Here is a 24,670-nt window from a genome sequence, read left to right on the forward strand (position 1 = left end):
CTACCCGACGCCGGAGGGTGCTCCGCACCACGCGCCCGCGCGCGAGGGCGGGGCGCCGGGCCGCGTACATCATTCGGACCGTCAACATGCGCGCCGGGAAGACAGTTGAGAAGCTGACCACGTGCACCGGCACGGACATTTCCACCTGGAATGTGAGGGGAATCGCATGGAGGCTCCGGTATTCGAGGAAATCGATCCGGCGAACGACTGCGACTGCCCCGGTTGTGTTCTCAGACGGCGCATCCCGCCGCATTCCCCGGACGGCCGCGCCGCCGCTCGCCCGGCGGTCCGGCAGACCGTCGTCGTGGCCGCCGCGTCCGCCACGGCCCTCGGCGCGGGTCACGCGGCACCCGCCCTGGCCGACGCTCCCTCGGCCGCCCCGGCCACCCTGCCCGCGGCCGACGAACCCCGGACACCGCAGGGCACCAAGGCCCCGCTGCACGGCCCCGGCGGGCGCCCGGCCAGGCCCGCCGCCCCGGCGCAGCTGCGCGAGACGACCCGCGCGGAGATCATCAGGCGGGCCAAGACCTGGGTCGCAGCGAAGGTGCCGTACAGCATGACCAGGTACTGGTCGGACGGTTACCGGCAGGACTGCTCCGGCTATGTCTCGATGGCCTGGAGCCTGCCGCGCAACGAATGGACGGGCTCGCTCGCCCAGTACGGCGAGCGCATTTCCAAAGAGGAACTCCAGCTCGGCGACATCCTCCTCTTCCACAATCCGGCCAACCCGCAGAACGGCTCGCACGTCACCATTTTCGGCGGCTGGACGGACCACACGCACAGCTACTACATCGCCTACGAACAGACCCGCCCGCACACCCGCCGGCAGTCCACGCCCTACGCCTACTGGAGCAACTCGGACCGTTATCTCGCCTACCGGTACGAGGGGCTCACCGAGGGCACGCCGGGCGGCGAGCCGGACGCCGGGGACCCCGGCGCACCGGCCGCCGTCCCCTTCCCCGGACGGGTGTATTTCGGCCCCGGCGCGAACAACCCGTACGTCACGCGGCTCGGCGCGCTGCTCACCGAACGCGGCGCCGGCCGCTTCTACCGCTCGGGCCCCGGGCCGCGCTGGACGGACGCCGACCGCAGGGCCACCCGGGCCTTCCAGCTCGCCCAGGGCTGGCGCGGCGCCGACGCCGACGGCCTGCCGGGGCCGCTCACCTGGCAGCTGCTGGTCAGCGGCAGGGGCCAGAACGTCGGCGCCATGGCCGGCGGCCCGGCCGGACCCTCCTCGCCGGGGGTGCCGGCCTACCCGGGACGGGCCCTGTTCCGCCCCGGCGCCACCAACGCGTACGTGACCCTGCTGGGCAGGCAGCTGGTGAGGAAGGGGTTCGGCAGGCACTACACGAGCGGGCCGGGGCCGCGCTGGAGCGAGGCCGACCGGCGCAACGTCGAGGCGTTCCAGCGCGCCCAGGGCTGGCGGGGCGGCGCGGCGGACGGCCACCCGGGCCCGGAGACCTGGCGGCGGCTGTTCTCATGACTCGCACCCGACCCACGGCCATCCCCGTGGCACCCATGGCACCCCTGTTGTGACGCATCTGGCGCGGAGGCTGGAGGCACGCATGAGTACGACCACGTCGAGGACGCCCGAGTCCGGCGGTTCCGCCGAGGGGCCGGCCCGGCCCGCCCGGCTCATCCAGAACGAGTCCACCACCGAGATCCCCGTCCACCTGCTGTTCCGCGACGAACCCGACCCGGCGCCGGTACCGGTCACCACCACGGTCGTGGCACGCCGCAGGGGCACCGGCGAGCAGCCCCGGCTGCGGCCCCCCGGACCGGTGAAGCCGCGCCCGGCGCCCGAGGTCGACCCCGAGCTGACGGAACACCCGGCGCGCGTGCTGCCGGGCGCCGCCGGGGTGTGCGCGGGCACGGGCGGGCTCGCCGGGGCGGCGGCCACCGCGTGGTGGGCGGGAGCGCTGCCGCCGCTCGCGGTCGAGGCGCTGGGGCTGCCGGCGCAGGCGGGCGCCGGCCTCGGCCCCGCGCAGTGGGCGGCGTTCGCGGGCGCCGGGGCGCTCGGCCTGATCGGCTTCGGAGGCCTGGCCCGGGGCTGCACGGGCCGGGCGTGGGTGCTGGGCCTGTTCGGCCGGTACCGCGGGACCGTGCGGCGGACCGGGCTGATGTGGGTCAACCCGCTGCTGCTGCGCCGCCGGGTGGACGTACGGCTGCGGCACTGGCGCGGTGAGCCGCTGCCGGCGGCGGACGGCGACGGGGTCGCGCTGCGGGTGGTGACGCTCGTGGTGTGGCGGGTGCGGGACACCGCGCGGGCCACGCTCGGCGTCGAGGACCACGAGGGGTATCTGCGGGAGTGCGTCGAGGCGGCGCTCGCCCGGGTGCCGGTGGAGCCGCCGGGCGGCGGGCAGGACGCGGCCGGGGAGGAGCTGACGCGGCTGGTGGCGGCGGACGCGGCGCCGGTCGGCCTCGAGGTGTTCTCGGTGCGGCCGGTCCGGGTCGAGTACGCGCCGGAGGTGGCCGCGGCGATGCACCGCCGCCGGATCGCGGAGCTGGACGCGCGGCAGCGGGCCAGTGTGCTGACCTCGGTGGTGGACTCCGTGGAGGACACGGTGACGCGGCTGACCGTGCGCGGGCTCGTCGAACTGGACGACTACGAGCGCAAGGCGCTGGTCAAGGACCTGACGGTGGCGTTCTGCTCGGGGCGCGGGGAAACCGTTCCGTGATTGGTATGGACATGTTCAACTCTCAGCAATAATCTGAACTTGGTCTAGACCTGCACGGCTCACTGCACTTCCCCCACGCTTTCAGGAGCGAGCAGCATGCGCACAAGGACCAAGTTGTACGCAGCCGCGGTGGGACTGGCCACGACCGGAGCGCTCGTGCTCTCCTCCGGTGGTGCCAGCGGCCACGGCTACACCGATCTCCCCGTCAGCCGGCAGAAGATGTGCCAGAACGGCATGGTCACCAACTGCGGCGCCATACAGTGGGAGCCGCAGAGCGTCGAGGGCCCGAAGGGCTTCCCGTCGGGCGGCCCCGCGGACGGCAGGATCTGTTCGGCGGGCAACACGCCGTTCGCGTCGCTGGACAGCCCGCGGACGCCCTCGGGCGGCGCCTGGCCGACCACCCGGGTGACGGGCGGCCAGAGCTACACCTTCCGCTGGCAGTTCACGGCGATGCACGCCACGACCGACTTCAAGTACTACGTCACCAAGCAGGACTGGAACCAGGACCGCGCCCTGACCCGGGCCGACCTCAACCTCACCCCGTTCCTGACCGTGCCCTACGGCGGCCAGCGCCCGCCGCAGACCCTCTCCCACAGCGGCAGGCTGCCGTCCGGGCTGAGCGGGCACCACGTCATCCTCTCGGTGTGGACGGTCCACGACACGGGCAACGCGTTCTACGCCTGCTCGGACGTCACGTTCTGACCCCCGTCCCCTGAGGTCCGCGTGCGCCGCGACGGTCATGCCGCTCGCGGCGCACGCGCACCCCGGCCGCCTCTTCGGGCATACGCCGAGGGGCCCCTCGCTCCCACGAGAGGCCCCTCACCGGTGCGCCGCCAGGGACTCGAACCCCGGACCCGCTGATTAAGAGTCAGCTGCTCTAACCAACTGAGCTAGCGGCGCATGACTCCCGCCGTCCGCTTCCCGCGGCCGGCGACGACGAAAATACTACCCGGTCCCCAGGGGTGCTCCCGACCACCGGCAGGTGAACGCCGGGGGCGCCTCCCGCGTGGTTCGCCGGATCGCCGTGGACCGCCGTGGACCGCCACAAGGCCCGCGGGGACCGGCAGGCGCCGGGTCCCCGCGGGCCTTGTGGCCGGGGTGTCACAGGACCGCGCTGAGGAATTCCCTCGTCCGGTCGTGCCCGGGCTCGCCGAAGATCTTCTCCGGCGGGCCCGACTCGATGACCCGGCCCGAGTCGAACATCAGGACCTGGTCGGAGATGTCCCGGGCGAAGTTCATCTCGTGCGTCACGCAGAGCATCGTGATGTCCGTGGAGCGGGCGATGTCCCGCAGCACGTCCAGCACGCCCGCGACCAGCTCCGGGTCCAGCGCCGACGTCACCTCGTCCAGCAGCAGCACCTGCGGCCGCATGGCCAGCGCCCGCGCGATCGCCACCCGCTGCTGCTGCCCGCCGGACAGCTGCGAGGGGTGCTTGTCGACGTGCTCGGTCAGGCCCACCAGCTCCAGCAGGTCCCGGGCCCGCTCGTCGGCCTCGTCCCTCGACATGCCGAGGACGGTGACCGGGGCCTCGGTGATGTTCCGCAGGACGGTCATGTTCGGGAACAGGTTGAACTGCTGGAACACCATCCCGATCTTCTTGCGGATCTCGCGGACCTGCTTCTCGGGCGCCGGGAACAGCTGCCTGCCGTCCACGGTGATTCGGCCCTCGTCGGGCTTGGTCAGCGTCATCAGCAGCCGCAGGATGGTGGTCTTGCCCGAACCGGACGGCCCGATCAGCGTCACGTGCTTGCCCGCGTCCACGGAGAAGTCGAGCTTGTCCAGGACCGTGTGGTCGCCGAACCGCTTGGTGACCTGCTCCAGACGCACCAGCTCGGTGCCGTCGCGGCGGTCGGCGGGTTCCTTCCCGGGGGTGGTGTGCATCTCAGAGGACTCAGTGGACAAGGCGTCGCTCCAGGGATCGCAGGGCAAGGGAGGCCAGGTAGGAGATCACGATGAAGGCCACGCCGATCACCGTGACGGGCTCGGTGAACCGGAAGGTCTGCTGCGAGAACAGCCGCGCCTCGCCGAGCATCTCGAGGACGGTGATCGTCATCAGCATCGGCGTGTCCTTGAGCATCGAGATCACGTAGTTGCCGAGCGCCGGCACCACGCGGCGGACCGCCTGCGGCAGGATCACCACGGTCCAGGTCCGCCGGCGCGGCAGGTTCAGCGCCGTCGCGGCCTCCCACTGCCCGGCCGGCACGGCCTCGATGCCGGCCCGGTAGACCTGCATCGTGTACGTCGAGTAATGCAGCCCGATCGCGAAGACGCCGGTCGTCAGCGCCGAGAACGTCAGGCCCCACTCGGGCAGCACGTAGAACAGGAAGAACAGCTGCACCAGCAGCGGAGTGTTGCGCACGAACTCCGTGAGGGCGCCCACTGGCCAGCGCACCCAGCGGCTCGGCGCCCGCATCAGCAGCGCCCACACCAGGCCCAGCACGAACGAGATCAGCGAGCCGAGCACCAGCGCCTGAAGGGTGACCAGCAGGCCGTCCCAGAAGTACGGCATGAAGTCGGAGACCGCGCTCCAGTCCCAGTTCACGCGACACCACTTCCCTCGGGGACGCGCACGGCGGCCGTCTTCTTCCTCGGTGCCTTGCCGACCCGCGCCTTCAGGTTCTTCTCCAGCCCGCGCATCACCCGCGTCAGCAGGAAGGCGATCACGAAGTAGATCAGCAGGATGTACGTGTAGATCTCCGCGCTCTCCTGCAGCGCCAGGCGCACCAGGTTGCCGCTGAACGCCAGGTCGCCCATGCCCATGACCGACACCAGCGCGGTGCCCTTGAGCAGCTCCACCAGCAGGTTGGAGAACGGCGGGATCATCTCCGGCACCGCCTGCGGCAGCAGGATCAGCCGCATCCGCTGCCAGGGGGTGAAGCTGAGCGCGATGCCGGCCTCCTTCTGCGCCGGGTCCACCGCGACGAGCGCGCCGCGCACGATCTCGGAGCCGTACGCGCCGTACGTCAGGCCGAGCGCGAGCGTGCCCGCCCACAGCGGGACCAGCTGCCAGCCGAAGGCGATCGGCAGCACGAAGAACACCCAGAAGATCATGACCAGCGCGGACGTGCCGCGGAACACCTCGGTGTAGAAGCCCGCGAGGAAGCGGACGAACCACAGCCGGTGGGTGCGGGCGACGCCGACCACGAAGGACACCGCGGCGGCGAGCAGGCCGCTGAGGACGAGCAGCTGGACGGTGACCCAGACGCCCCTCAGTACGAGTTCCCAGAGTCCTGAGGTCATCCGCCGCACAGCTCCTTCGCGGTGAGGTCCGTCATCTCGGCCTCGGTGAACCCGAAGGGCTTGAGGATGCGCAACAGCTCGCCGCTCTTCTTCATCCTGTGCAGCTCGACGTTGAAGGCGTCGCGCAGTCTCGTCTCGGTCGGCCGGAACGCGAAGGCGCCGCCGTCGACATGCGGCTTGCCGGCGACGATCGGCTTGAACGGTTCGGTGACCTCCGTCGTGGACGACTTCTTCACCACCTCGCGGGTGGTGAGCGCCGTACCGGCGAAGACGTCGACCCGGCCGGCCTCCACGGCGTTCAGTCCCGCGACCTGGTCCGGGACGATCAGGATGTCGCTCTCCTGGTAACCGGCGTCGATCGCGTACTGGATCTCGGCGTAGCCGGTGCCCGTGGCGAACGCGGCCTTCTTCCTCACGACGTCCTGGTAGTTGTGCAGGCCTTTGGGATTGCCCTTCCGCACGATGAAGGCGTCGAGCATCTGGTAGTCCGGGTCGGAGAAGATGACCTGTTCGCAGCGCTCGGGGTTGACGTACATACCGGCGGCCACGACGTCGAACTGCTGGGAGTTCAGACCGGGAATGAGCGAGCCGAACTCCGTCGGCACGGGCTGCACCCGGTCGACCCCGAGCCGCTTGAAGACGACCCTCGCGAGTTCCGGCGCCTCGCCGGTCAGCTCGCCGTTCGTGTCGATGTACCCGAAGGGAATCTCACCGGCGATGCCGAGGCGCACCACGCCCGCCGCCCTGAGCCGGTCCAGCAGGTCGCCGCCGTTCGTGCTCGTCGCGGTGGCCACGCGGCTGCAGCCCGCGGTGCCGAGCGCGCCGAGCGCCGCGACCCCCGCGAGCAGCGACCGGCGTGTCGGTCCCGTGGAACCCGCAGTGTTCGCGCCAATTCTCGGTGCTCTGTTTGGTGGAACCATGGGCGCGCAGCTACCCGAGAGTATGTGTTCTATTCACCACGGGCACGGGGAACCGCAGGGCGGAGCGGCACCCCGCGCCGCAGCCCGCTCACACCCGGACGCGTGGCTCCCGGGTGAAGAGTGTGCCCAGGGACGGGGCGTTCACGCGGCGGTCGGTCAGCCGCAGGGCCTCCCAGGCCGAGACCTGGTTGGCGGTGAGGACCGGCTTGCCGAGTTCCTTCTCCAGGTCCTGCAGGTACGCCACCGTGTGCAGGGCCGTGTCCGGAAGCAGCACCGCGTCCGCGTCCGGGTGGTCGGCCTCGCGGGCCAGCGCGAACAGCTCCGTCTCGCCCCAGGTGCCGGCCTCGGCCGCCGTGACGATCCCCGAGCCGCGCACCCCGCTCACCTCCAGGCCGCCCGCCCGCAGGAACTCCGCGAACAGCCCGGCCACGTCCTGCGGGTACGTCGCGCCCACCGCGACCCGCCGCACGCCCAGCTCCCGCGCCGCGTGCACGAAGCCGAACGACGTGGACGACGCCGGCATCCCGGCCGCCCGGGCCAGCGTCCGCACCTGCTCGTGCGCGCCCTCCCAGCCGTACACGAAGCTCCCGCTGGTGCACGCCCACACCACCGCCTCGGCGCCCGCCAGCCGCAGCTGCTCCACACCCTGCGCGAGGCGCGCGTCCGAACCCATCTCGCGCGCGTCCAGCCGGTGCGCGTCCGTGCCGATGTCGGTGTGCACCAGGTCCACCCGGATGTCGCTCCCCAGCAGCTGCTCGATGCGTGGATAGTCGTCCTCGGCGGAGTGACCGGGGTAGAGGAAACCGAGTGCGGTCATGACCAGCCTTCCTGCTGTCTGTCTTCGGGTACGGTCCCACCGCCCGGGTACCCAACCGGCGCGGCGCAGCCCACCCGGTCACCTGGTTGGCCGCAACCGGCCGTGCGCGCGCCCGTGTTGACGAAGGTGGATTCCGGTGCGAGCGTGGTCGAACCTCGCATGTCAGACGGCTGTCTTCCGCCCAGAAACGGCTCCTCATGACCGCACCGGAACCCGCGCCCGCGACGGCCGCGCCCCCCACCGTGCTCGTCCTGGACGCCGACCCGCCGCCCCGCCTCGGCCGGCTGACCGGCCGGGCCCGGATCGAGTACGCGGACGAGGCGGCCCTCGCCGGGCGGCTGCCGCACGCCGACGTGCTGCTGGTGTGGGACTTCACCTCGCACGCGGTCCGCGAGGCCTGGCCCGGTGAGGGGCCCCGGCCGCGCTGGGTGCACACGGCCAGCGCGGGCGTGGACCACCTGATGTGCCCGGAGCTGGCCGCCTGCGACACGGTCGTGACGAACGCGCGCGGCATCTTCGACGAGCCGGTCGCCGAGTACGTCGCCGCGCTCGTCCTCGCCCTGGCCAAGGACCTGCCCCGCACCTGGGACCTGCAACGGGAGCGGACCTGGCGGCACCGCGAGACGCAGAAGGTGGCCGGCACGCGCGCGTGCGTCGTCGGCGCCGGGCCGATCGGCCGCGCCGTCGCGCGCACCCTCAAGGCGCTCGGCGTGACCACCGCCGTCGTCGGCCGCACGCCCCGCACCGGCATCCACGGCCCGGACGACCTGGACCGGCTGCTGGCCCACGCGGACTGGGTGATCGCCGCGGCGCCGCTCACGGAGCAGACGCGCGGCATGTTCGACGCCCGCCGGTTCGGGACGATGCAGCCGTCCGCGCGGTTCGTCAACGTCGGCCGGGGGCAGCTCGTCGTGCAGGACGCCCTCGTGGACGCGCTGCGCAGGCGCTGGATCGCGGGCGCCGCCCTGGACGTCTTCGAGTGCGAGCCGCTCACCCCGGACAGCCCGCTGTGGGACGTGCCGGGCCTGATCGTCTCTCCGCACATGGGCGGCGACACGGTCGGCTGGCGGGACGAACTCGGCGCGCAGTTCGTGCAGTTGTACGACCTGTGGGCGGCGGGCCGCCCGCTGCCGAACGTGGTCGACAAGAAGCGCGGATACGTACCCGGACACTGACGTCCCCGGGAGGGCGGATGACCGAGCTCACCGAACTGACCGCCGCGGAACTCGCCGAGGGGTACCGCACGGGCGCCTTCAGCCCCGTGGAGGCGACCCGCGCGGCCCTGGAGCGCGCGGAGCGCATCCAGCCGGAGGTGAACGCGTTCGTCACGATCACGGCCGACGACGCGCTGGCCCGGGCCCGCGCCGCGGAGGAACGCCGGCGGCGCGGCGAACCGGCCGGCCCGCTGGACGGCGTGCCGGTCACGGTCAAGGACCTCCTGCTGCTGCGCGGCACACCGACCCTGCGCGGCTCCAGGACCGTGTCCGGGCGGGGCCCCTGGGACGAGGACGCGCCGTCCGTGGCGCGGCTGCGCGAGCAGGGCGCGGTGTTCCTCGGCAAGACGACGACCCCGGAGCACGGCTGGAAGGCCGTCACGGACTCCCCGTTGAGCGGCGTGACCCGCAACCCGCACGACCCGGCCCGCACCGCGGGCGGCTCCAGCGGCGGCGCCGCGGCGGCCGTGGCCCTGGGCGCGGGTCCGCTCGCCCTCGGCACGGACGCCGGCGGCAGCGTGCGCATCCCGGCGTCGTTCTGCGGGATCTTCGCGCTGAAACCGACGTACGGCAGGGTGCCGCTGTACCCGGCGAGTGCCTTCGGCACGCTGGCGCACGTCGGTCCGATGACCCGGGACGCGGCGGACGCGGCGCTGCTGATGGACGTCATCGGCGTCCCGGACGCCCGCGACTGGTCGGCGCTCGGCCCGGCGCCGGGCTCCTTCACGGCGGCCCTGCGGGACGGGGTGCGGGGCCTGCGGGTGGCGTACTCGCCGACGCTGGGCGGCCAGGTGGCCGTGCAGCCGGACGTGGCGAAGGCCGTGCGGCGGGGCGTGGAGCGGCTCGCGGAACTCGGCGCGTACGTCACCGAGACCGACCCCGACCTGTCCGAGCCGGTGGAGGCGTTCCACACCCTGTGGTTCAGCGGCGCGGCCCGCGTCGCCCAGCGCCTCGGGCGCGACCAGCGGCAGCTGCTGGACCCGGGCCTGCGGGAGATCTGCGCCCGGGGCGCCCGGTACTCGGCGCTGGAGTACCTGGCCGCCGTCGACGTCCGCACGGACCTCGGCCGCCGGATGGGCGTCTTCCACGAGACGTACGACCTGCTGGTCACGCCGACCCTGCCGATCACGGCGTTCGAGGCGGGCGTGGAGGTGCCGAGAGGCTCGGGCCACCGCCGCTGGACGGGCTGGACCCCGTTCACGTACCCGTTCAACATGACCCAGCAGCCGGCCGCCACGGTCCCCGTCGGCACGGACCCCGCGGGCCTCCCCGTCGGCCTCCAACTGATCGCGGCCCGCCACCGGGACGACCTGGTACTGCGCGCGTCACACGCCTTGTACGAGGCGGGCGCGACCTTGGCCACGTGATCGACGGCCGGCCGTGCCGCACGCCGAGGCCGCGACCGACCCCCGTACCCCGCGGACAGTCGTGCCGCTGGGCGGCACGGGTGGGCGCGGGCGGCGCCCCGTCAGCGCCGGGCCGGCACCCCCGCCGCCGGCAACAACAGCGCCGGGCCACGGACCCCCGGGCGGCAACAACAGCACCCGCCGGCGCACCCCGCCAGGCACCAACGGCCCCGCACCACAGAGCACCAGGAATAACCGGCACCCCCCTCCCGTTGACCCCCGGCAGGACAGCGCACGGCAGGACACATCCAGGAGGCACCACCCGTGGCCGCAGACGAGATCCGGGGCACGACGCACGGCACCGCACCCGTTCCCCTCTCCGTACTGGACCTCGTCACCGTCGGCGCCGGCCGCACCGCCTCCGACGCCCTGCGCACCAGCGTCGAGCTGTCCCGCCTCGCGGAGTCCCGCGGCTTCCACCGCTACTGGGTCGCCGAGCACCACTCGATGCCGGGCGTCGCCTCCTCCTCCCCGGCCGTGATCCTCGCCCACCTCGCCGCCCACACCACCCGCATCCGCCTCGGCTCGGGCGGCGTCATGCTGCCCAACCACGCCCCGCTGGTCATCGCGGAGCAGTTCGGCACGCTGGAGGCGATGGCCCCGGGCCGCGTCGACCTCGGCCTCGGCCGCGCCCCCGGCACCGACGGAGCCACCGCCGCCGCCCTGCGCCGCAGCGACCGGCTGAACGAATCCGCCGACGACTTCCCGCAGCAACTCGCCGAGCTGACCAGGTTCCTGGACGACGACTTCCCCGACGGCCACCCCTACCGCCGTGTCCACGCCGTGCCCGGCCCCGTGCAGGCCACCTCGCCCGGCGGCGTGCAGTCCCCGCACCGCCCGCCGATCTGGCTGCTCGGCTCCTCCGGCTTCAGCGCCCGCCTTGCCGGCACGCTCGGCCTGCCGTTCGCCTTCGCGCACCACTTCTCCGCGCAGAACACCATCCCGGCCCTGGACCTGTACCGGCAGTCGTTCCGGCCGAGCGAGGTCCTCGACGAGCCGTACGCCCTCATCGGCGTCGCCGCCCTCGCGGCCGACGACGAGAAGGAGGCCCGGCGCCAGGTCCTGGCCGCCGCGCTGAGCATGATCCGGCTGCGCTCCGGCCGCCCCGGTCTCGTGCCCACCCCGGAGGAGGCCGAGGCGTACCCCTTCAGCCCGGTGGAGCGCGACTTCGTGGACAGCTGGAACGCCAACGTCGTCCACGGCACGCCCGACGAGGTGCGCGCCGGCCTGGACGACCTGCACAAGCGCACCGGCGCCGACGAGCTGATGATCACGGGCAACGCCCACGGCGGCGACGTACGCCTGCGCTCCTACGAACTCATCGCGGACGCCTACGGGTTGCCGACGCCCGCCTGAACCCCGGGGCTGCCCAGCAGCTCGGAGATGCGGTCCGGCGGCACCGGCCGCGAGTAGAGCCAGCCCTGGCCGGTGTCGCAGCCGATCCCGCGCAGCCGCGAGGCCTGCGCGGAGGTCTCCACGCACTCCGCGGTGACCGTGAGGCCGAGCCGGTGCGCGAGCTGGATCATCGCCTCGACCACCACCTCGTCGGCGGAGCTCGGCCGGGTGGCGTCCCGGTCCTCGTACTGGAAGCCCCGGACGAAGGAGCCGTCCAGCTTCAGCACGTCCACCGGCAGGCGGCTGAGGTAGGCGAGGTTCGAGTAGCCGGTGCCGAAGTCGTCGATGGCGATGCGCACGCCCATGTCGCTGAGGGCCTGGAGGGCCTGGAGCGGGCGGCCAGCGGAGCCCATCACCGCCGATTCGGTCAGCTCCAGCTGGAGCAGGTGCGGGGCGAGCCCGGTCTCGGCGAGGGTCTCGGCGACGTCCGCCACCAGGTCGGAGTCCCACACCTGGCGGACCGCCACGTTCACGCTGACGAAGATCGGCGGCTCACCGGGATGGTCCAGCTGCCAGCGGCGCGCCTGGCGGCAGGCGGTGCGCAGCACCCAGCGCCCGAGCTGCACGATCGAGCCGTCTTCCTCGGCAAGTCCGATGAACCGATTCGGCGTCAGTGTCCCGAACTGCGGGTGGTTCCAGCGCACCAGTGCCTCGACGCCGGTCAGCCGCCCGTCCGCCATGCCCACCAGCGGCTGGTACTCCAGGGTGAACTCGCCGCGTTCGACGGCCGGGCGGAGGGTGGAGGCGAGGGCCTGCCGGGTCATGCGGTGGGCGTTGCGCTCGGGGTCGAACAGCGTCCAGCGGGCCTTGCCGTCGGCCTTCGCCCAGTACAGCGTCGTGTCGGCGGCCTGCATGAGCGCGGTGGGCGTGGTCCCGGCCGCGTGCCGCTCCACCACGCCGATCGACGCCGACACCGACAGGCGCCGGCCGGTGATGTCGAACGGGGCCTGGAGCGCCGTCAGGACCGACTCGGCGAGGTCGGCCAGCTGCTCTGTGCCGGTGGAGTCCTCGACCAGCAGCGCGAACTCGTCGCCGCCGAGCCGCGCCACCAGCGGTGTGTTGGCACGGGCGTAACCGGCCTCGTCGGCGCAGCGCGTGAGCCGCTCGGCGACGGCGGCCAGCAGCCGGTCGCCGACGCGGTGCCCGAGGGTGTCGTTGACGGCCTTGAAGCCGTCCAGGTCGAGGAAGCACAGGCCGATCCGGCCGGTGCCGCTCTGCTCGTAGGACTCGGCGTCCAGCGCGGCCGTCAGGCGCTCGAAGAACAGGGTGCGGTTGGGCAGCCGGGTCACCGGGTCGTGCATCTGCAAGTGCCGCAGCCTGGCCTGGAGTTCGCGCCGGGCGCTGATGTCGGTGACGGACATCAGGACGCCGCGCTCCTCGCCGGGCAGCGGCGTGACCGTGACCTGCGCCCACACCGAGTGGCCCTCGGGGTGCTTCAGCCGGCGGGTGCAGCGCAGCCGGGCCTGACGGCCGCCGAGCACCTCGCGGTAGGAGTGCCAGGAGCGCGCGTCGGAGGTGAGGTCCACCAGATCGGCGGCGACCGCGCCGGCCAGGTCCTCGGCGGACGTGCCGAGCAGCGCTCCGAAGGTGTCGTTGGCGCTGACGACCAGACCCTCCGGGTCGACGACGGCCATCGCCAGGGGGGCCGCCGTGAACACGGAGCGGTACGGCAGTGGCTCGGCACGGGGGGGCGCGTCGAGGTCACTGTGTGTGATGACCGCCCGGTCGAGGTCTGCCGCGGGCGCCGGCCCTTCGGACGTTCCGCTCACCGCTCGCTCCCGCAGTGCACTCGATCTCTGTCCGTGCAGGAAATGGTCAGGAAAGTGTGCCGATCATAGAGGCTGGCCCCTGGCCCTTCCAGCCACTGTCCAGTCTCCCGGACGGAAGGGCCGTTGTGACAGATCGTTTCTGCCCGTCCCTGGACGGGTTCTTGAGGCCTCCGACCGGTTGTGACGTTCCGTGAGCGACCCGGGGTGTCGGTTCGGCCGAAACGGCGTACCGCTCACCCGTCCGGTGCAGGCGAACAGGGCGTAGTACGACAAATCGGAAGAACCTGGGTGCGGTGTCCCGTGAACCCCTCCCGGAGGTCCCTGTGCCGCGCCAGCTTCCCTTGAGGCGACTCGCGTCCCCCGCCTTCCAGGGGCTCCGCCGCGCGGCCGAGCGGACCCGGCTGCGCAAACCGGCCGCCGTGTTCACCACCATGTCGGCACTCGCCGCCACCTCCCTGGTGACCGCGCCCTCGGCCGCCGAGCCGTTCTCCCCGGCGCCCTGCGCCCTGCAGCGCACCGAGGCCCACCACTCGGAGGGCCTCGACACCTGGAACACCGCCTACCCGCGGCCGACCCGCGCCCTGGACGCCGTGATGGTGTTCCTGTCGTTCCCCGACTCGCACCCGCTGACGACCCCCGGGGACCTCACCGCCGACCACTTCCCGCAGACCACCCGCTTCTTCGAACGCGCCTCCTACGGCCGCTTCACGCTGCGCCCGCACCCGCTGCCCCACTGGATCGCCATGCCGCAGCCCTCCACGGCGTACGCCATACAGCGGGACTGGGACGCCGAGGACCGCGCCGCCTACCTCCGCGACGCGCTCGCCGCGAGCGACGGCCACGTCGACTTCTCCCGCTACGACGTCGTGTACTTCGTCGCCGACCCCGACGCGCCCGGCGTCGACTCGGACGCGACGAAGGTCGTCAACCTCGACACCCCGCTGCGCGCCGACGGCACGGACATCCGCCGCGTCGTCACGGTCTTCGAGAAGCATCCGCCGGACCGGCTGGTGCTGGCCCACGAGACCGGGCACGTCTTCGACCTGCCGGACCTGTACCACCGGCCCGTGGACGGCAAGGGCGACTGGGACACCTACGTCGGCGACTGGGACCTGATGGGCAGCCAGTTCGGGCTGGCACCCGACCTGTTCGGCTGGCACAAGTGGAAGCTGGGCTGGCTGGAACCGCGCCAGGTGGCGTGCGTGCGCGGCTCCGGGCCGACCCGGCTCACCCTGGAGCCGCTGAGCGCCGGCCCCGGCGTGCCGGTGCCGGGCGCCGCGGGGGCGCCGGTCTTCGGGCTCGGGTGGGGCACCAAGCTGGCGGTGGTGCGCACCGGCCCGGACCGCGTCCTCGCCTTCGAGGCGCGCGGGCCGGTGGGCAACGACGTGGACACCTGCCGGTCGGGCGTGCTCGTGTACCGGGTGCGGGGCGGTACGCAGTCCGGGGGCGGACCGGTCGAGGTGGTCGACGCGCATCCGGACACGGAGGCCTGCTGGGAGAACTCGGTCTACCCGCCCCTCGCGGACGCCCCGGTCGGCCTCGGCGAGAGCTTCACGGTGCCGGGGGAGGGCGTACGGGTGGAGGTGACGAGCCGGACGGCGTCGGGGGCGTGGAACGTGACGATCACGGCGCGCGGCGCGTAGGCGGCGTCCGGCGGGAACGCCCCGCACATGCGATCAGCCCCCCGCTGCTGCGAGAGGCTGATCACTGTCGTGCGCCGCCAGGGACTCGAACCCCGGACCCGCTGATTAAGAGTCAGCTGCTCTAACCAACTGAGCTAGCGGCGCCTGCTGACGTCGTAGACCTTAGCATCCTGGTCGGCGGGAGGAAAAATCGATATCCGCACGGCCGTGCGGGCCGCCCGGACGGCCGCCCAGAGCACGATTTCCGGGCCCGGAAGCCAGGGGTGGCGGGTGTCCGGCGCGACGAGCCAGCGGGAGCCGGACGGCTCGGGACGGTCGGCGCCGGCCAGGGCCGGCACGGTCACCGCGTCGCCGGTGCCGTGGCACAGCAGTGGCGGAATCGCGTCCGTCCGGCCGCCCTCCCGGCCGCGGTCGCCCCACTCCTCCCAGTGCAGCAGCGACGGCAGCCGCTGGGCCGTGCCCGGCGCGGAGAACAGCAGCGTCCGGCCCCGGTACTCCGCCACGGGGCCCGAGCCGGGGCCCTCCTCCCACAGCCGGTCCAGCATCCGCCGCCCGAACACGGCCGGCACGCTGACCACGTCGAAGGCGGAGCCGCACGGCAGCACGACCGGGGCGTCCGGCCGCTCCTCCCACTGCGCGAGTGTGCTACGCGGATACGTTCCTGCGGAGGCGAGCCATGCGGCACCGTCGGCGGTGACGCCCGAGACGTCGGAGTACGCGTTCCGTTCGCTGCTCATGTCGGCAATGTCTACCGTGCGTGAGGGTGCGGCTCCCCTGTGTTGCGGAAAACCAGGACACGAACGAGTGAGTAGGAGTATCTTCCGCCCGCAGACCGGCATATGCCGACGGGGGATGCGGGGTGCGGGGGACCGGGAGTCACACGGGGTCGGCGTGACCAGGGCCCTCCCCGCCGCGCATCAGATCCCTGCCGAACTCGATCATCTTCTTGGCGTAGTCCTCGGTCCAGTCCGCCCGCTCGGCGATGTCCGCGTGCGTGAGCCGGTCGAACCGCCGCGGGTCCGCCAGCTGCGCCGCCGCCATCGCCTGGAACTCCACGGCCCGGTCCGCCGCCGCGCGGAACGCCAGCGTCAGCTCCGTCGCACGGGCCAGCAGCGCCCGCGGGTCGTCGATCGACTCCAGGTCGAAGAAGTGCTCGGGATCGGAGGCCGCCTCCGCGGGCTCGAAGAGCAGGGGCGCGGGGCGTAGCCGCGGTTCGTTCCGACGCGGCGTGGGCTCCGCCATGTCTTCTCCTCCTCGTACGTCACGGACGACCCCCTGGGAAGTGGGCCACCGCCCATTGTCCCGCGCCGACGCAAGAGGGCGGCGGGACGCCTCCGGCACGGTGCCGGACTCCGTCCGGTGAAGGGGTGCGCGGGGTGGGTTGCCCGGTCACGTGCGCCACGGCACGCGGTGCTCGGTGAGGTGGGCCAGTACCGCGTGGTTCGCCTCCCAGCCGTCCGGGAACTTCACCACCGTGCCCAGCTGGACCGGTTCCGTCGACGGGTAGTCGTCCAGGAGGGCGTCCACGCCCGCGCGGCAGACCACGATGCACGCGTGCCGGTGGCGGGACGCCAGCACGCACAGGCGGCCCGTCTCCAGGTGGAACGCCGTCGCGTCGGGGCGGCCGGACAGCGGGTGCAGGACCACCGTCACGTCGTACTCCCGGCCCTGGAGCCGGTTCGCCGTGTCGACGGTGACGTCCGCCACGCCCAGCTCGGCCAGCGCCGCCCGCACCGCCGCCGCCTGGTCGCGGTGCGCGGTGCCGACCGCGATCCGGGCCGCGGTGAGCGGAACCGGGTCGGGGGCGCGCTCCGAGGTGGCCGCGCCGCCCCGGTCCAGCAGACGGCGTACGACGGTCGCCACCGCGTGGACCGCCTCCGGGTCGGTGCGCGGCGTGTGGCGCGCGGGCAGCTCCAGCAGGCCCCAGCCCGATGCCGCCGCCTCGTCGATCACCCGGTCCGGACCGGAGCCGTCCGAGGCGACGGCGAAGGCGAGCCGCCGGTCGTCGTGACCGGTGCCGCTGCGGAACGGCGTGTACGGGTAGAACGCGTCCGACACCAGCGGGGCCGCCGACGCCGGCAGCCGCCAGGACACCGGCAGGCGGTGCTGCGGCAGGTCCGGGTTGTGGGACAGCAGCGTCGTCACGGCGGACGCCGACGGGTCGTAGGACAGGCCCGCCCACTGCTCCGCGCCGACGACCGAGAACGGGTCCAGCTGTCCCGGGTCGCCCACGAACAGCGCCCGCTCGAACAGCCCGGCCACCGCGAGCAGCGCGTCCGAGCGCATCTGGTACGCCTCGTCCACGATCGCGTGCTGCCACGGCTCGTCCGTCTTCACGTGCGCCCACTTGGCGGCCGTCGACAGCACCACCGGCAGCCCCGTCAGGTCGGCGGCCTTCGCCGACGTACGGACGTTCGGCAGGTCGTCCAGCGCCTTGTCGTAGGCGTCGGCGTCACTGCTGTGCAGGCGGCCCACCGGCAGCGCGGGGTTCTTCTCGGCGAGCCGCAGCACGAGGTCGTCCACCTGCGCGTTGGTCTGCGCGACCACCATCAGCGAACGCCCCGCGCCGGCCAACTCCAGCGCCGCCCGCACCACCAGCGTCGACTTGCCCGCGCCGGGCGGGGAGTCGACCACGACGCCGCGCCGCGCGCCGTGCAGCGTGTCGCGCAGGATCGCGTCGGTGGCACGCGCCGCGGCGGCACCGGGGTCGAACGCGGCCTCGGCCGTCACAGCACGTCCTCCTCGGTCACCGGATCGGCGGCCTCGGGCACGCCCTCGCCGGGCGGCCCGCCGTGCGTCCACGGCGTCTCCTCCGGGTCGGGCAGCTTCGCCCCGCCCCGCTGCTCGTGCTCGAACAGCGTGAAGCACACCCGCTCGCCCTTCTCGGGCACCGACCCGGCCTCGGGCTGCCTGCCCCGGCCCATCTTGTCCACGATCCGCAGCACGACGAGCGACCCGTCGTCCTCGTACCCCACGAACTCGGCCGCCTGCGGCTTGCCGCCCAGCGACCGGAACACCTTCGCGCGCTCCGCGAGATGCGGCCGGTCGTCCGTGCGGACCGTGACCAGCGGGCGCGGACCGGGCCGCTTGCCCTCGCTGTACGCCATGACGACGTCCGTGACCTCGCCCGCGAACGCCTCGCCGGCCAGCCGCCGGCCCGCCATCACCAGCGGATCGTCCAGCGCCTCCTGTGCCTCCAGGCGGGCCTGCTCCCGCTCGCGCGTGGCCAGCTTGTTCGCCGCCGTCACCGCGTCGTCGCGGCGCGGCTGCGGCGGCTCACCGGCCAGCACGCGGTCGCGGTGGCCGGTGAACGACCAGCGGTCGCGCGTCCACCGCTCCTCGACATGCGCCCCCTCGGGCAGCTCCCGCAGCAGGTCCAGGCCCCGCCACACCGCGTCCCAGGTGGGCCGCGTGACGCTCTCGACCAGCGCGCGGATCTCCCGCTCGGCCGCGGTGAGCGCGGCGAGCCGGTGGTCGGCCTCCAGGCCGTCCTCGGCGGCGGCGAGCGCCGTACGGGCCCGGTCGTAGCGCTCGATGGCCGGGGCGAGCAGCCTGTTGTCGAACGCCGGGTCCGTGGCCGGACCGGCCGGCGGGCACGTCAGCTGCCCCCGCGCGTCCCGCTCCAGCTCGGCCCGCAGCGCCGCCTCGGCGCCCGTGCTGCCCTCGGGCGGGTCGATCCAGGCCAGCAGCGCGCCCAGGTGCTGGTCCTCCAGCGTGGACTGCCCGGTCGCCCAGTGCCGGCCGAGGACGTCCGTCATGGCGAGCAGCAGCGACGAGCCGGGCACCCGGGCCCGCTCCCCGAAGTGCGTCAGCCACCGGCCGAGCAGCGGCACCCTCGGCGGCGCCGGATGGGGCGCCTCCGGCTCCTGCTCCGCCGTACGCCGAAACCGCATGGAGCGGCCCAGCAGCCGTACGAAGTCGATGCCCGGGCGGCTCGGCACGATCAGCTGCGGGGCGTCCTCGCACAGGTCGACCTCGACCTTGACCCGCTTGCCGGTCTCCGGGTCGGTCTCGGTGCGCTCGGCGGCCTCCACGGCGTCGGCGTACGCGTCGATGTACGGCAGGACGACGTCGGCCAGGTCGGCGAGGAACGCGAACCGCAGGTCGCGGTCGCGCGGCTGCGGCACCACCAGCAGGCGCGGGGCGGCACGGTCGGTGCCGACCAGCGCGCCCAGCGGCGCACCGGCCTCACCCGCGGTGGTCAGCGGCACGAACACCAGCGGCCGTGCGGACAGATGCCGGTGCCGGACGGTGGCGGCGGGCCGGGCGCGCCCGGTTCCGGCGGCCTCCAGCCGGGCCAGGGTGGTGATCAGCGACACGCGGGGACCTCCCGGTCCGCCGCGGCACCGAGGGCCTCGGCGCGCAGCCGTGCCGCCCGGCGCAGCGCCGCCACCGCCGGGTCGTCCGGGTCCCCGGCCTCGCCGCGGGCCGCCGCCAGGACGTCCCCGACGGTGCTCAGGCCGCCCAGCTCGGCGCGCACCGGCCGCCCGAGCGACGTCACCGCCCCGGCCTCGCGGGACCGCGCGCGGCAGTGGAAGGCCAGCTCGCACGCGGACAGGCACTCGGGCGCGTACGCCGCCGGGACCGCCTCCACGGCCTCGGTGAGCCGGTCGGCGGGCAGCTCGGGGGAGAAGCAGGTGCCCTCGGGCAGCGTCCGCGCGATGTCCTCGATGCGGGTGAGGCGGGCCAGCTGGCGGCGGGTCACCGCACGCTGCTTGCGCACGTCGACCACGGACGCCGCCGGCAGGTTGGAGAAGTCCTTCGGGCAGACCAGCAGGATGCGGTGCCGCACCTCGGGCGCCGGGTCCAGGCGCGCGGCGACCTCCTCCAGCGCCAGCACGTACACCGCGGCCTGCCGGGCCGCCGCGCCCACCTTCGCCGGGTCCGCTGAGCCGTCCAGCATCGGGAACGACTTGATCTCCACGACCGTCCAGCCGCCGTCCGGGTGCACGACCACCGCGTCCGGCTCCAGGAACGCGGGGGAGCCCGCCACGTCGAGCGCGAGCATGGGGTGGTCCAGCAGCGTCCAGGCGCCCGGCGTGCCGGTGGCCTCGCGCAGCGCCAGCGCCGTGCGCGCCGCGCGGCCCTCGGGGCCGGTCGCGGTCAGGTCGGGCACGCGCGCGCCCGCGGGCGGCTCGGCCGCCCGGTCCAGCTTCTCGTGCACGAGCCGCAGCAGCTCCGTGCCACCGTCCGCCTTGACCTTCGCCTCGAACGCGTTGCCCCGCACGAGGGCGAACTGCGACTGCCCGAACGCCGACGGCGAACCCAGCGCGCTCGCCAGCGCCGCCTTGTCCACCCCGGCGCCGTCGAGGATCGCGCGCCGTCTGCAGCCCGGGTTGGCGGCCAGGGCGGCCAGGGCCCGGGCGTCCAGCGCCTTGGCCGGGACGTCCGGACCGCGCAGCTCAGCGAGCCGGTGCCGGAGCCCCGTCCCCCGCGTCCTGGGGTGAGGCACCGGGCTCGGCCCCGGGCCCGATCGGTGACTCGCGCTGCCGTGGAAATCGCTCACCCGCGGAAGTCTGGCATCCGTCACTGACATTCGGCGCACCCGCGGTGCGGGAGGCCGCCCCGGCCCGGTCCGCGAGGGCCGGCGACGCCGCCGCGGGGACCGTCGCGGCGGAGGCGGCGAAGGCCGGTGCGCGGCCCGGCAGCAGCCGCGCCCGGACCCGGTCGGCGGTGCGCGTCACGACCGGCGTCAGCAGCAGGCCGGCGCCCATGACGGCGGCGCCCGCGACCGCGTCGAGGAAGTAGTGGTTCGCGGTGCCCATCACCACGATCGTCGTCAGCAGCGGGTAGGCGACGGCGAGCACCTTCGTGGTCCGCGTGCCGCCGTACCGCCACAGGATCACGCCGCACCACAGCGACCAGCCCACGTGCAGGCTCGGCATCGCCGCGTACTGGTTCGTCATGCCGCCCAGTCCGCGCGGCGCGCTCGCCTCGCCCGCCCACCAGCCGTACGAGCTGTACTGGGCCATCGTGTCGACGAAGCCGTGCCCGGCGTCCAGCAGCCGGGGCGGGCAGGTCGGCAGCAGCGTGAAGCCGATCAGGCCGATGAACGTCGACGTCATCAGCCAGGTCCGCGCGGCCCGGTAGTGCACCCTGCGGGACCGGAAGACCCACACCAGGAGCGCGGGCGTGACCAGGTAGTGCAGCGACGCATACCAGAAGTCCGCCGGCACGCCCACCCAGGGCTCGCGCGTGAACAGCTCGTTGAGCGGGTGCTCGGCGTTGAGGTAAAGCGCCTTCTCGACGCGCAGGATCGCCAGGCCGTGCTCGACGGCCGTGCCGGCGTCACCCCGGGCGAGCAGCCGGCCCGCCGAATAGCAGGCGTACACCAGGAGGATCAACGGGAGCTCGGACCACCAGCGCAGCCGGGTCGCCCGGGACACCTCGGTGCCCGGTGTCTCGGTGTGCGGCATCCGATCGCCCTCCCCCTTCACTTCTCGCGCGGCGCCCGGCGGGCGCCGTGCCACTTTACGGTGTGGCGCAGGCGCCCTCGCGGGACGTGCCCCGGCCCTGATAGACGCAGAGATCGCCCACCGGGTTGCGCGCGCAACGTGTGAGCGATGATGAAGGGGTAGCGAGAAAGTCCACCTGAAAGGCCGCCCATGGCACCGCGCATCCTGCTGGCCCGGCACGGACAGACGCAATGGTCACTGTCCGGCAAGCACACCGGCAGGACCGATGTGCCGCTGCTCGAGGAGGGACGCCGCGGCGCGAAGCTGCTCGGCGAGCGCCTGCACCGGCCGCCGCTCGGCGGGCTGCCCGGCGTGCAGGTGCGCACCAGCCCGCTGGCACGCGCGCGTGAGACGTGCGACCTCGCCGGGTTCGGCGACCGCGCCGAGACCTGGGACACCCTCATGGAGTGGGACTACGGCGCTTACGAGGGCATGACTACCGCCGACATCCAGGCGGTGCGGCCCGGCTGGCTCATCTGGCGCGACGGCGTTCCCGGGGGCGAGACCCTGGCCGAGGTGACGGCCCGCGCGGACGAGGTCGTCGCCTGGGCCCGCTCGGCCGACCGCGACGTGCTGGTCTTCGCGCACGGCCACATACTGCGCTCGATCGGCGCCCGCTGGCTCGGGCTGCCGATCGACTTCGCGTCCCGCATCCGCCTGAACCCGACGTCGCTGTCCGTCCTGGGCTGGGCCTACGGCGAGCCGGCGATCGAGACGTGGAACGACGTGGGCCACCTGGCGTAGCGCCGCCGCCCGCCCCGCGTCAGGCGGGCCGGGGCAGCTGGGCGTGGCGGTCGAGGAACGCCGAGACCCCGTACGCGCGCCGATGCGGCAGCAGCACCCGGGCCGTCCCGGCCAGCATCGTCCGCACGCGCGAGGACTCCACCTCGTCCAGCAGATCCAGCACGCGCATGCCCGCGACCGCGGCCTCGTCCGGCCGTCCGCCGCGCGCCAGGTCGTCCGCCAGCTCGGCCGTGTAGAGCGCGATGTTCCGCGTGAAGTGCGGGTCCTGCAGCTCCGAGGCACGCCGCGCGTGCCGCGCCGCCCGGGGCCAGTCGCCCAGCGTGGACCAGCACTGCGCCTCCAGGCCCTCCAGCTCGGCCGCTCCGTAGAAGCTCATCCACTCGGGGTCGGCGTCCGAGGGGCCTCGCTCGAAGAGGGCCTTGGCCCGGGTCAGGGCCTGCTCGCAGGCGACGCGGTCGGCCAGTCCCGCCCAGCCGCCCGCCTCGCGCAGCGCGAGCAGCGACATCAGCCGGGCGGAGCCGAGCGGCCGGGCGGCCCGCTGCGCGGCCTGTGCCGCCCGCACCGCCTCACGGGGCCGCCCGGCGTCCCGCGCGAGGAACGACGAGTTGCAGAAGGCGTGCGCCTCCAGTGCCTCGTCGCCGTTCGTCCGGGCGGTCGCCAGGGCTTCCGCGTAGTGCGAGCGGGCGTCGTCGAAGCGTCCCGAGTCGTGGGCCAGCCAGCCCACCGAGATGGCCAGTTCGCCGGCGCCCGCGTACAGCCGGTCCGCCGTCGCCCGCCGCGTCGTCACGGCGTCCAGCAGCCCGTACGCGGCGCGCAGCGGGGCCGCCGCGCGCCGGTACAGGCCGTCGGCGCCGTGCCGGTCGTCGAGCAGCCGGATCCTGCGGACGGCCTCCTCCAGGGCGCCCGCCTCGCTGGTCCCGGCGCGGCGCGCCGGCCGCCGGGCCGCCGAGGCGTCCGGCGCCAGGGCGATGGGGCTCAGGGTGGCGGCGGCCATGGTGGCGCCCGAGCCGGTCATGAATGCGCGACGCAGCACGTCGCTCTCCTCGTAGTCGTCGTAGTCGTCGTAGTCGTACGTCGTGGTCCGGTCCGGCGTCTCGTACGGCTCGTGCGCCCCCGGTGTCTCACTCGTGGCGTCCGCGGGGTGCGTGGCGTGCGAGAGGGGCGCGGTGTCCTCGGCGGCGTGCGCCCGGCGTCCGCGGACGGACGAACGGGGCGCGAAGCCCAGGTCGGTGAGCGTGCGGCCGGGGAACATGTGCAGGAACACCCGTTCGTACGCGTAGTTGGGGCAGCGGATCTCGCCCGCCTCGACCCTGCCGATGTAGCGCGCGTCACAGCTGACCCGCTCGCCGATCTCGCGGGCGGCCCGCCGCACCGCCGCGGCGAACTCGGCCGGCGAGCGCTGTCCGCGCGCCTGCCGGAAGACGAGATTCGGCCGCGGCCGGTCCGGCCGTTCCGGCTCCGGTGGGGTCACCGTTGACGACGCCATGGCCGGGTCCTCCCGTGCGAACCGTCGAACCATGCCGGACTCGAGGCGAGTTGTCCGCAATGTCGCTGCGCAGCGCCCTGTCCCGGCGGGCACGAACGTACCCTCTGTGACGGCCCCGCCACACCAGGTTTCGCTGCAAAACGGATAACCCCTCCGCGATCTGCCATGAAGTGCCACCCTTTGCGGCTGACACGTGCCGTAGCCGTTGACGTTCCGGTGCGTTGAACCTTCCGGACCGGGAGGCCGTGATTCCCGGTAGCACGTCCAAGCAGGGGTTCCGTGGTGGAGGCCGGGATGGAGACGCTCCAGAGCAACGTTCCTCGTACGCCGGCGACGGCAGGACGCGCGCCGGCCGGGGAGGGCGGCGCGGCGCCGCCCGGGGGAGCCGCGTGCGAGGTCGTCACCGTGCCCGCCCGGCAAGGGCTGGAGGCGGTCGACATCCTGCGCCGCGCCGCCGCCGGCGCGGTCGGCCTCGTCCTGCACGACGGCGGCGGCACGCTGGGCTTCCTGGTGCCGCCCGGGACGGCCGCGGCCTGGGACGTGCCGGGCAGCACCTGTACGCAGACCGGCGGCCGGGGCCCGGCCCTCGTCCCCGGACCGCCCACGGCGGCGGACTCCGGTTGGCTGCTGCCGCCCGGCGGCACCGACCCGGCGACGGACCCGGCGGTGCTGCGCGCGGCGCTGGGGGAGGCGGCCCGGCTGATCGCGGCGGCGGACAGCTGCCGCTGAACCGGGCGGGCGGCCCCGGCTCCGGTGATCACCGCGCGGGCGGTCCGTCCTCAGCGGTCGCCGCGTGGGCGGCGCGCGCTCCAGACGTCGCCGCGGGCGGTCATGCGACCGGCGGGCGCCGCGCGAGCGGCCCAACCTCCGGTGGTCGCCGCGTCGGCGGCACGCGCTGCGGCC

General features: G+C 74.0%; 22 protein-coding genes and 2 tRNA genes. 9 read left to right on the forward strand and 15 right to left on the reverse strand.

The genetic code is table 11. From position 1 onward, the window contains the following. The first annotated feature begins 166 nt into the window (after positions 1–166). The 3 genes from AB0M97_RS11165 (at position 167) to AB0M97_RS11175 (ending at position 3,380) form a co-directional block, all read left to right on the forward strand. Entirely contained in the window at positions 167–1,483 is a 1,317-nt protein-coding gene (locus AB0M97_RS11165; RefSeq protein ID WP_365960507.1) for a peptidoglycan-binding protein, read from the forward strand. Positions 1,484–1,565: 82 nt separating this feature from the next. Continuing rightward, the gene (locus AB0M97_RS11170) at positions 1,566–2,678 is read left to right on the forward strand and encodes an SPFH domain-containing protein (protein WP_365960510.1); all 1,113 of its coding nucleotides are present in this window, start codon (positions 1,566–1,568) and stop codon (positions 2,676–2,678) included. Positions 2,679–2,774: 96 nt separating this feature from the next. Further along, positions 2,775–3,380: a lytic polysaccharide monooxygenase gene (locus AB0M97_RS11175; protein WP_365960511.1), complete on the forward strand. Its 606-nt coding sequence runs from the start codon at positions 2,775–2,777 to the stop codon at positions 3,378–3,380. Between the two features lie 124 nt (positions 3,381–3,504). Here AB0M97_RS11175 and AB0M97_RS11180 read toward each other — a convergent pair. The 6 genes from AB0M97_RS11180 to AB0M97_RS11205 all read right to left on the reverse strand — a co-directional run bounded on the left by AB0M97_RS11180 (position 3,505) and on the right by AB0M97_RS11205 (position 7,655). Continuing rightward, positions 3,505–3,578 (reverse strand) — tRNA-Lys (locus AB0M97_RS11180). A gap of 201 nt (positions 3,579–3,779) precedes the next feature. Further along, a complete protein-coding gene (gene ehuA / locus AB0M97_RS11185) occupies positions 3,780–4,559 on the reverse strand; it encodes an ectoine/hydroxyectoine ABC transporter ATP-binding protein EhuA (protein ID WP_365960512.1) in 780 nt (259 codons plus the stop codon). 10 nt (positions 4,560–4,569) lie between these two features. Beyond that, positions 4,570–5,220: an ectoine/hydroxyectoine ABC transporter permease subunit EhuD gene (gene ehuD, locus AB0M97_RS11190; protein ID WP_365960513.1), complete on the reverse strand. Its 651-nt coding sequence runs from the start codon at positions 5,218–5,220 to the stop codon at positions 4,570–4,572. Then, the gene (gene ehuC, locus AB0M97_RS11195) at positions 5,217–5,918 is read right to left on the reverse strand and encodes an ectoine/hydroxyectoine ABC transporter permease subunit EhuC (protein WP_365960514.1); all 702 of its coding nucleotides are present in this window, start codon (positions 5,916–5,918) and stop codon (positions 5,217–5,219) included. Before ehuC ends, ehuD begins: the two co-directional genes overlap by 4 nt. After that, complete coding sequence (ehuB, locus tag AB0M97_RS11200; RefSeq protein ID WP_365960516.1) at positions 5,915–6,838, reverse strand: ectoine/hydroxyectoine ABC transporter substrate-binding protein EhuB; 924 nt, start codon at positions 6,836–6,838, stop codon at positions 5,915–5,917. Before ehuB ends, ehuC begins: the two co-directional genes overlap by 4 nt. 88 nt (positions 6,839–6,926) lie before the next feature. Next, on the reverse strand, positions 6,927–7,655 hold the full coding sequence (locus AB0M97_RS11205) for an aspartate/glutamate racemase family protein (RefSeq protein WP_365960517.1): 729 nt from the start codon (positions 7,653–7,655) through the stop codon (positions 6,927–6,929). Positions 7,656–7,852: 197 nt separating this feature from the next. Here AB0M97_RS11205 and AB0M97_RS11210 point away from each other — a divergent pair, with 197 nt between their 5' ends. The 3 genes from AB0M97_RS11210 to AB0M97_RS11220 all read left to right on the forward strand — a co-directional run bounded on the left by AB0M97_RS11210 (position 7,853) and on the right by AB0M97_RS11220 (position 11,631). Further along, positions 7,853–8,830 carry a D-2-hydroxyacid dehydrogenase gene (locus tag AB0M97_RS11210; RefSeq protein WP_365960519.1) on the forward strand — a complete coding sequence of 326 codons (978 nt, stop codon included), beginning with the start codon at positions 7,853–7,855 and terminating at the stop codon, positions 8,828–8,830. A 17-nt stretch (positions 8,831–8,847) separates the two neighbouring features. Continuing rightward, a complete protein-coding gene (locus tag AB0M97_RS11215) occupies positions 8,848–10,236 on the forward strand; it encodes an amidase (protein ID WP_365960520.1) in 1,389 nt (462 codons plus the stop codon). A gap of 303 nt (positions 10,237–10,539) precedes the next feature. Beyond that, positions 10,540–11,631, forward strand: coding sequence for an LLM class flavin-dependent oxidoreductase (locus AB0M97_RS11220; protein ID WP_365960521.1), 1,092 nt, complete (start codon positions 10,540–10,542; stop codon positions 11,629–11,631). On the opposite strand, the gene AB0M97_RS11225 is transcribed toward AB0M97_RS11220, so the two are convergent. Further along, on the reverse strand, positions 11,607–13,439 hold the full coding sequence (locus AB0M97_RS11225) for an EAL domain-containing protein (protein ID WP_365960522.1): 1,833 nt from the start codon (positions 13,437–13,439) through the stop codon (positions 11,607–11,609). The genes AB0M97_RS11220 and AB0M97_RS11225 overlap by 25 nt on opposite strands. 293 nt (positions 13,440–13,732) lie before the next feature. Here AB0M97_RS11225 and AB0M97_RS11230 point away from each other — a divergent pair, with 293 nt between their 5' ends. Beyond that, positions 13,733–15,082, forward strand: coding sequence for a M6 family metalloprotease domain-containing protein (locus AB0M97_RS11230; RefSeq protein WP_365960523.1), 1,350 nt, complete (start codon positions 13,733–13,735; stop codon positions 15,080–15,082). Between the two features lie 70 nt (positions 15,083–15,152). Here the strand turns inward: AB0M97_RS11230 and AB0M97_RS11235 are convergent. The 7 genes from AB0M97_RS11235 to AB0M97_RS11265 all read right to left on the reverse strand — a co-directional run bounded on the left by AB0M97_RS11235 (position 15,153) and on the right by AB0M97_RS11265 (position 21,498). Beyond that, positions 15,153–15,226 (reverse strand) — tRNA-Lys (locus AB0M97_RS11235). Then, complete coding sequence (locus tag AB0M97_RS11240; RefSeq protein WP_365960524.1) at positions 15,217–15,819, reverse strand: bifunctional DNA primase/polymerase; 603 nt, start codon at positions 15,817–15,819, stop codon at positions 15,217–15,219. Before AB0M97_RS11240 ends, AB0M97_RS11235 begins: the two co-directional genes overlap by 10 nt. A gap of 139 nt (positions 15,820–15,958) precedes the next feature. Next, the gene (locus tag AB0M97_RS11245) at positions 15,959–16,324 is read right to left on the reverse strand and encodes a hypothetical protein (RefSeq protein WP_365960525.1); all 366 of its coding nucleotides are present in this window, start codon (positions 16,322–16,324) and stop codon (positions 15,959–15,961) included. A gap of 147 nt (positions 16,325–16,471) precedes the next feature. Further along, a complete protein-coding gene (locus AB0M97_RS11250; RefSeq protein ID WP_365960526.1) occupies positions 16,472–17,812 on the reverse strand; it encodes an AAA domain-containing protein in 1,341 nt (446 codons plus the stop codon). Next, positions 17,809–19,401, reverse strand: coding sequence for a hypothetical protein (locus tag AB0M97_RS11255; RefSeq protein WP_365960527.1), 1,593 nt, complete (start codon positions 19,399–19,401; stop codon positions 17,809–17,811). The genes AB0M97_RS11250 and AB0M97_RS11255 overlap by 4 nt, the downstream gene beginning before the upstream one ends. Further along, entirely contained in the window at positions 19,392–20,534 is a 1,143-nt protein-coding gene (locus tag AB0M97_RS11260) for a hypothetical protein (RefSeq protein WP_365960528.1), read from the reverse strand. Before AB0M97_RS11260 ends, AB0M97_RS11255 begins: the two co-directional genes overlap by 10 nt. Then, entirely contained in the window at positions 20,485–21,498 is a 1,014-nt protein-coding gene (locus tag AB0M97_RS11265; RefSeq protein WP_365960529.1) for a phosphatase PAP2 family protein, read from the reverse strand. The genes AB0M97_RS11260 and AB0M97_RS11265 overlap by 50 nt, the downstream gene beginning before the upstream one ends. 189 nt (positions 21,499–21,687) lie before the next feature. Between AB0M97_RS11265 and AB0M97_RS11270 the strand changes: the two genes are divergently transcribed. Beyond that, a complete protein-coding gene (locus AB0M97_RS11270; RefSeq protein ID WP_365960530.1) occupies positions 21,688–22,281 on the forward strand; it encodes a histidine phosphatase family protein in 594 nt (197 codons plus the stop codon). Positions 22,282–22,300: 19 nt separating this feature from the next. Here the strand turns inward: AB0M97_RS11270 and AB0M97_RS11275 are convergent, their stop codons facing one another. Continuing rightward, a complete protein-coding gene (locus AB0M97_RS11275) occupies positions 22,301–23,767 on the reverse strand; it encodes a hypothetical protein (RefSeq protein ID WP_365960531.1) in 1,467 nt (488 codons plus the stop codon). A 294-nt stretch (positions 23,768–24,061) separates the two neighbouring features. Between AB0M97_RS11275 and AB0M97_RS11280 the strand changes: the two genes are divergently transcribed. Continuing rightward, positions 24,062–24,496 carry a hypothetical protein gene (locus AB0M97_RS11280; RefSeq protein ID WP_365960532.1) on the forward strand — a complete coding sequence of 145 codons (435 nt, stop codon included), beginning with the start codon at positions 24,062–24,064 and terminating at the stop codon, positions 24,494–24,496. Positions 24,497–24,670: the final 174 nt, after the last annotated feature.

Source organism: Streptomyces sp. NPDC051207, from assembly GCF_040682395.1.
GTDB lineage: Bacteria > Actinomycetota > Actinomycetes > Streptomycetales > Streptomycetaceae > Streptomyces.

Excerpts from the sequence above, each read along its gene's own strand:
- AB0M97_RS11270 (WP_365960530.1), top strand. The coding sequence starts at position 21,688 with ATGGCACCGCGCATCCTGCTGGCCCGGCACGGACAGACGCAATGGTCA.
- AB0M97_RS11205 (WP_365960517.1), bottom strand. The coding sequence starts at position 7,655 with ATGACCGCACTCGGTTTCCTCTACCCCGGTCACTCCGCCGAGGACGAC.
- AB0M97_RS11210 (WP_365960519.1), top strand. The coding sequence starts at position 7,853 with ATGACCGCACCGGAACCCGCGCCCGCGACGGCCGCGCCCCCCACCGTG.
- AB0M97_RS11165 (WP_365960507.1), top strand. The coding sequence starts at position 167 with ATGGAGGCTCCGGTATTCGAGGAAATCGATCCGGCGAACGACTGCGAC.
- AB0M97_RS11265 (WP_365960529.1), bottom strand. The coding sequence starts at position 21,498 with ATGCCGCACACCGAGACACCGGGCACCGAGGTGTCCCGGGCGACCCGG.
- ehuC (WP_365960514.1), bottom strand. The coding sequence starts at position 5,918 with ATGACCTCAGGACTCTGGGAACTCGTACTGAGGGGCGTCTGGGTCACC.
- AB0M97_RS11280 (WP_365960532.1), top strand. The coding sequence starts at position 24,062 with ATGGAGACGCTCCAGAGCAACGTTCCTCGTACGCCGGCGACGGCAGGA.
- AB0M97_RS11170 (WP_365960510.1), top strand. The coding sequence starts at position 1,566 with ATGAGTACGACCACGTCGAGGACGCCCGAGTCCGGCGGTTCCGCCGAG.
- ehuA (WP_365960512.1), bottom strand. The coding sequence starts at position 4,559 with ATGCACACCACCCCCGGGAAGGAACCCGCCGACCGCCGCGACGGCACC.
- ehuB (WP_365960516.1), bottom strand. The coding sequence starts at position 6,838 with ATGGTTCCACCAAACAGAGCACCGAGAATTGGCGCGAACACTGCGGGT.
- AB0M97_RS11215 (WP_365960520.1), top strand. The coding sequence starts at position 8,848 with ATGACCGAGCTCACCGAACTGACCGCCGCGGAACTCGCCGAGGGGTAC.
- AB0M97_RS11275 (WP_365960531.1), bottom strand. The coding sequence starts at position 23,767 with ATGGCGTCGTCAACGGTGACCCCACCGGAGCCGGAACGGCCGGACCGG.
- AB0M97_RS11245 (WP_365960525.1), bottom strand. The coding sequence starts at position 16,324 with ATGGCGGAGCCCACGCCGCGTCGGAACGAACCGCGGCTACGCCCCGCG.
- AB0M97_RS11175 (WP_365960511.1), top strand. The coding sequence starts at position 2,775 with ATGCGCACAAGGACCAAGTTGTACGCAGCCGCGGTGGGACTGGCCACG.
- AB0M97_RS11240 (WP_365960524.1), bottom strand. The coding sequence starts at position 15,819 with ATGAGCAGCGAACGGAACGCGTACTCCGACGTCTCGGGCGTCACCGCC.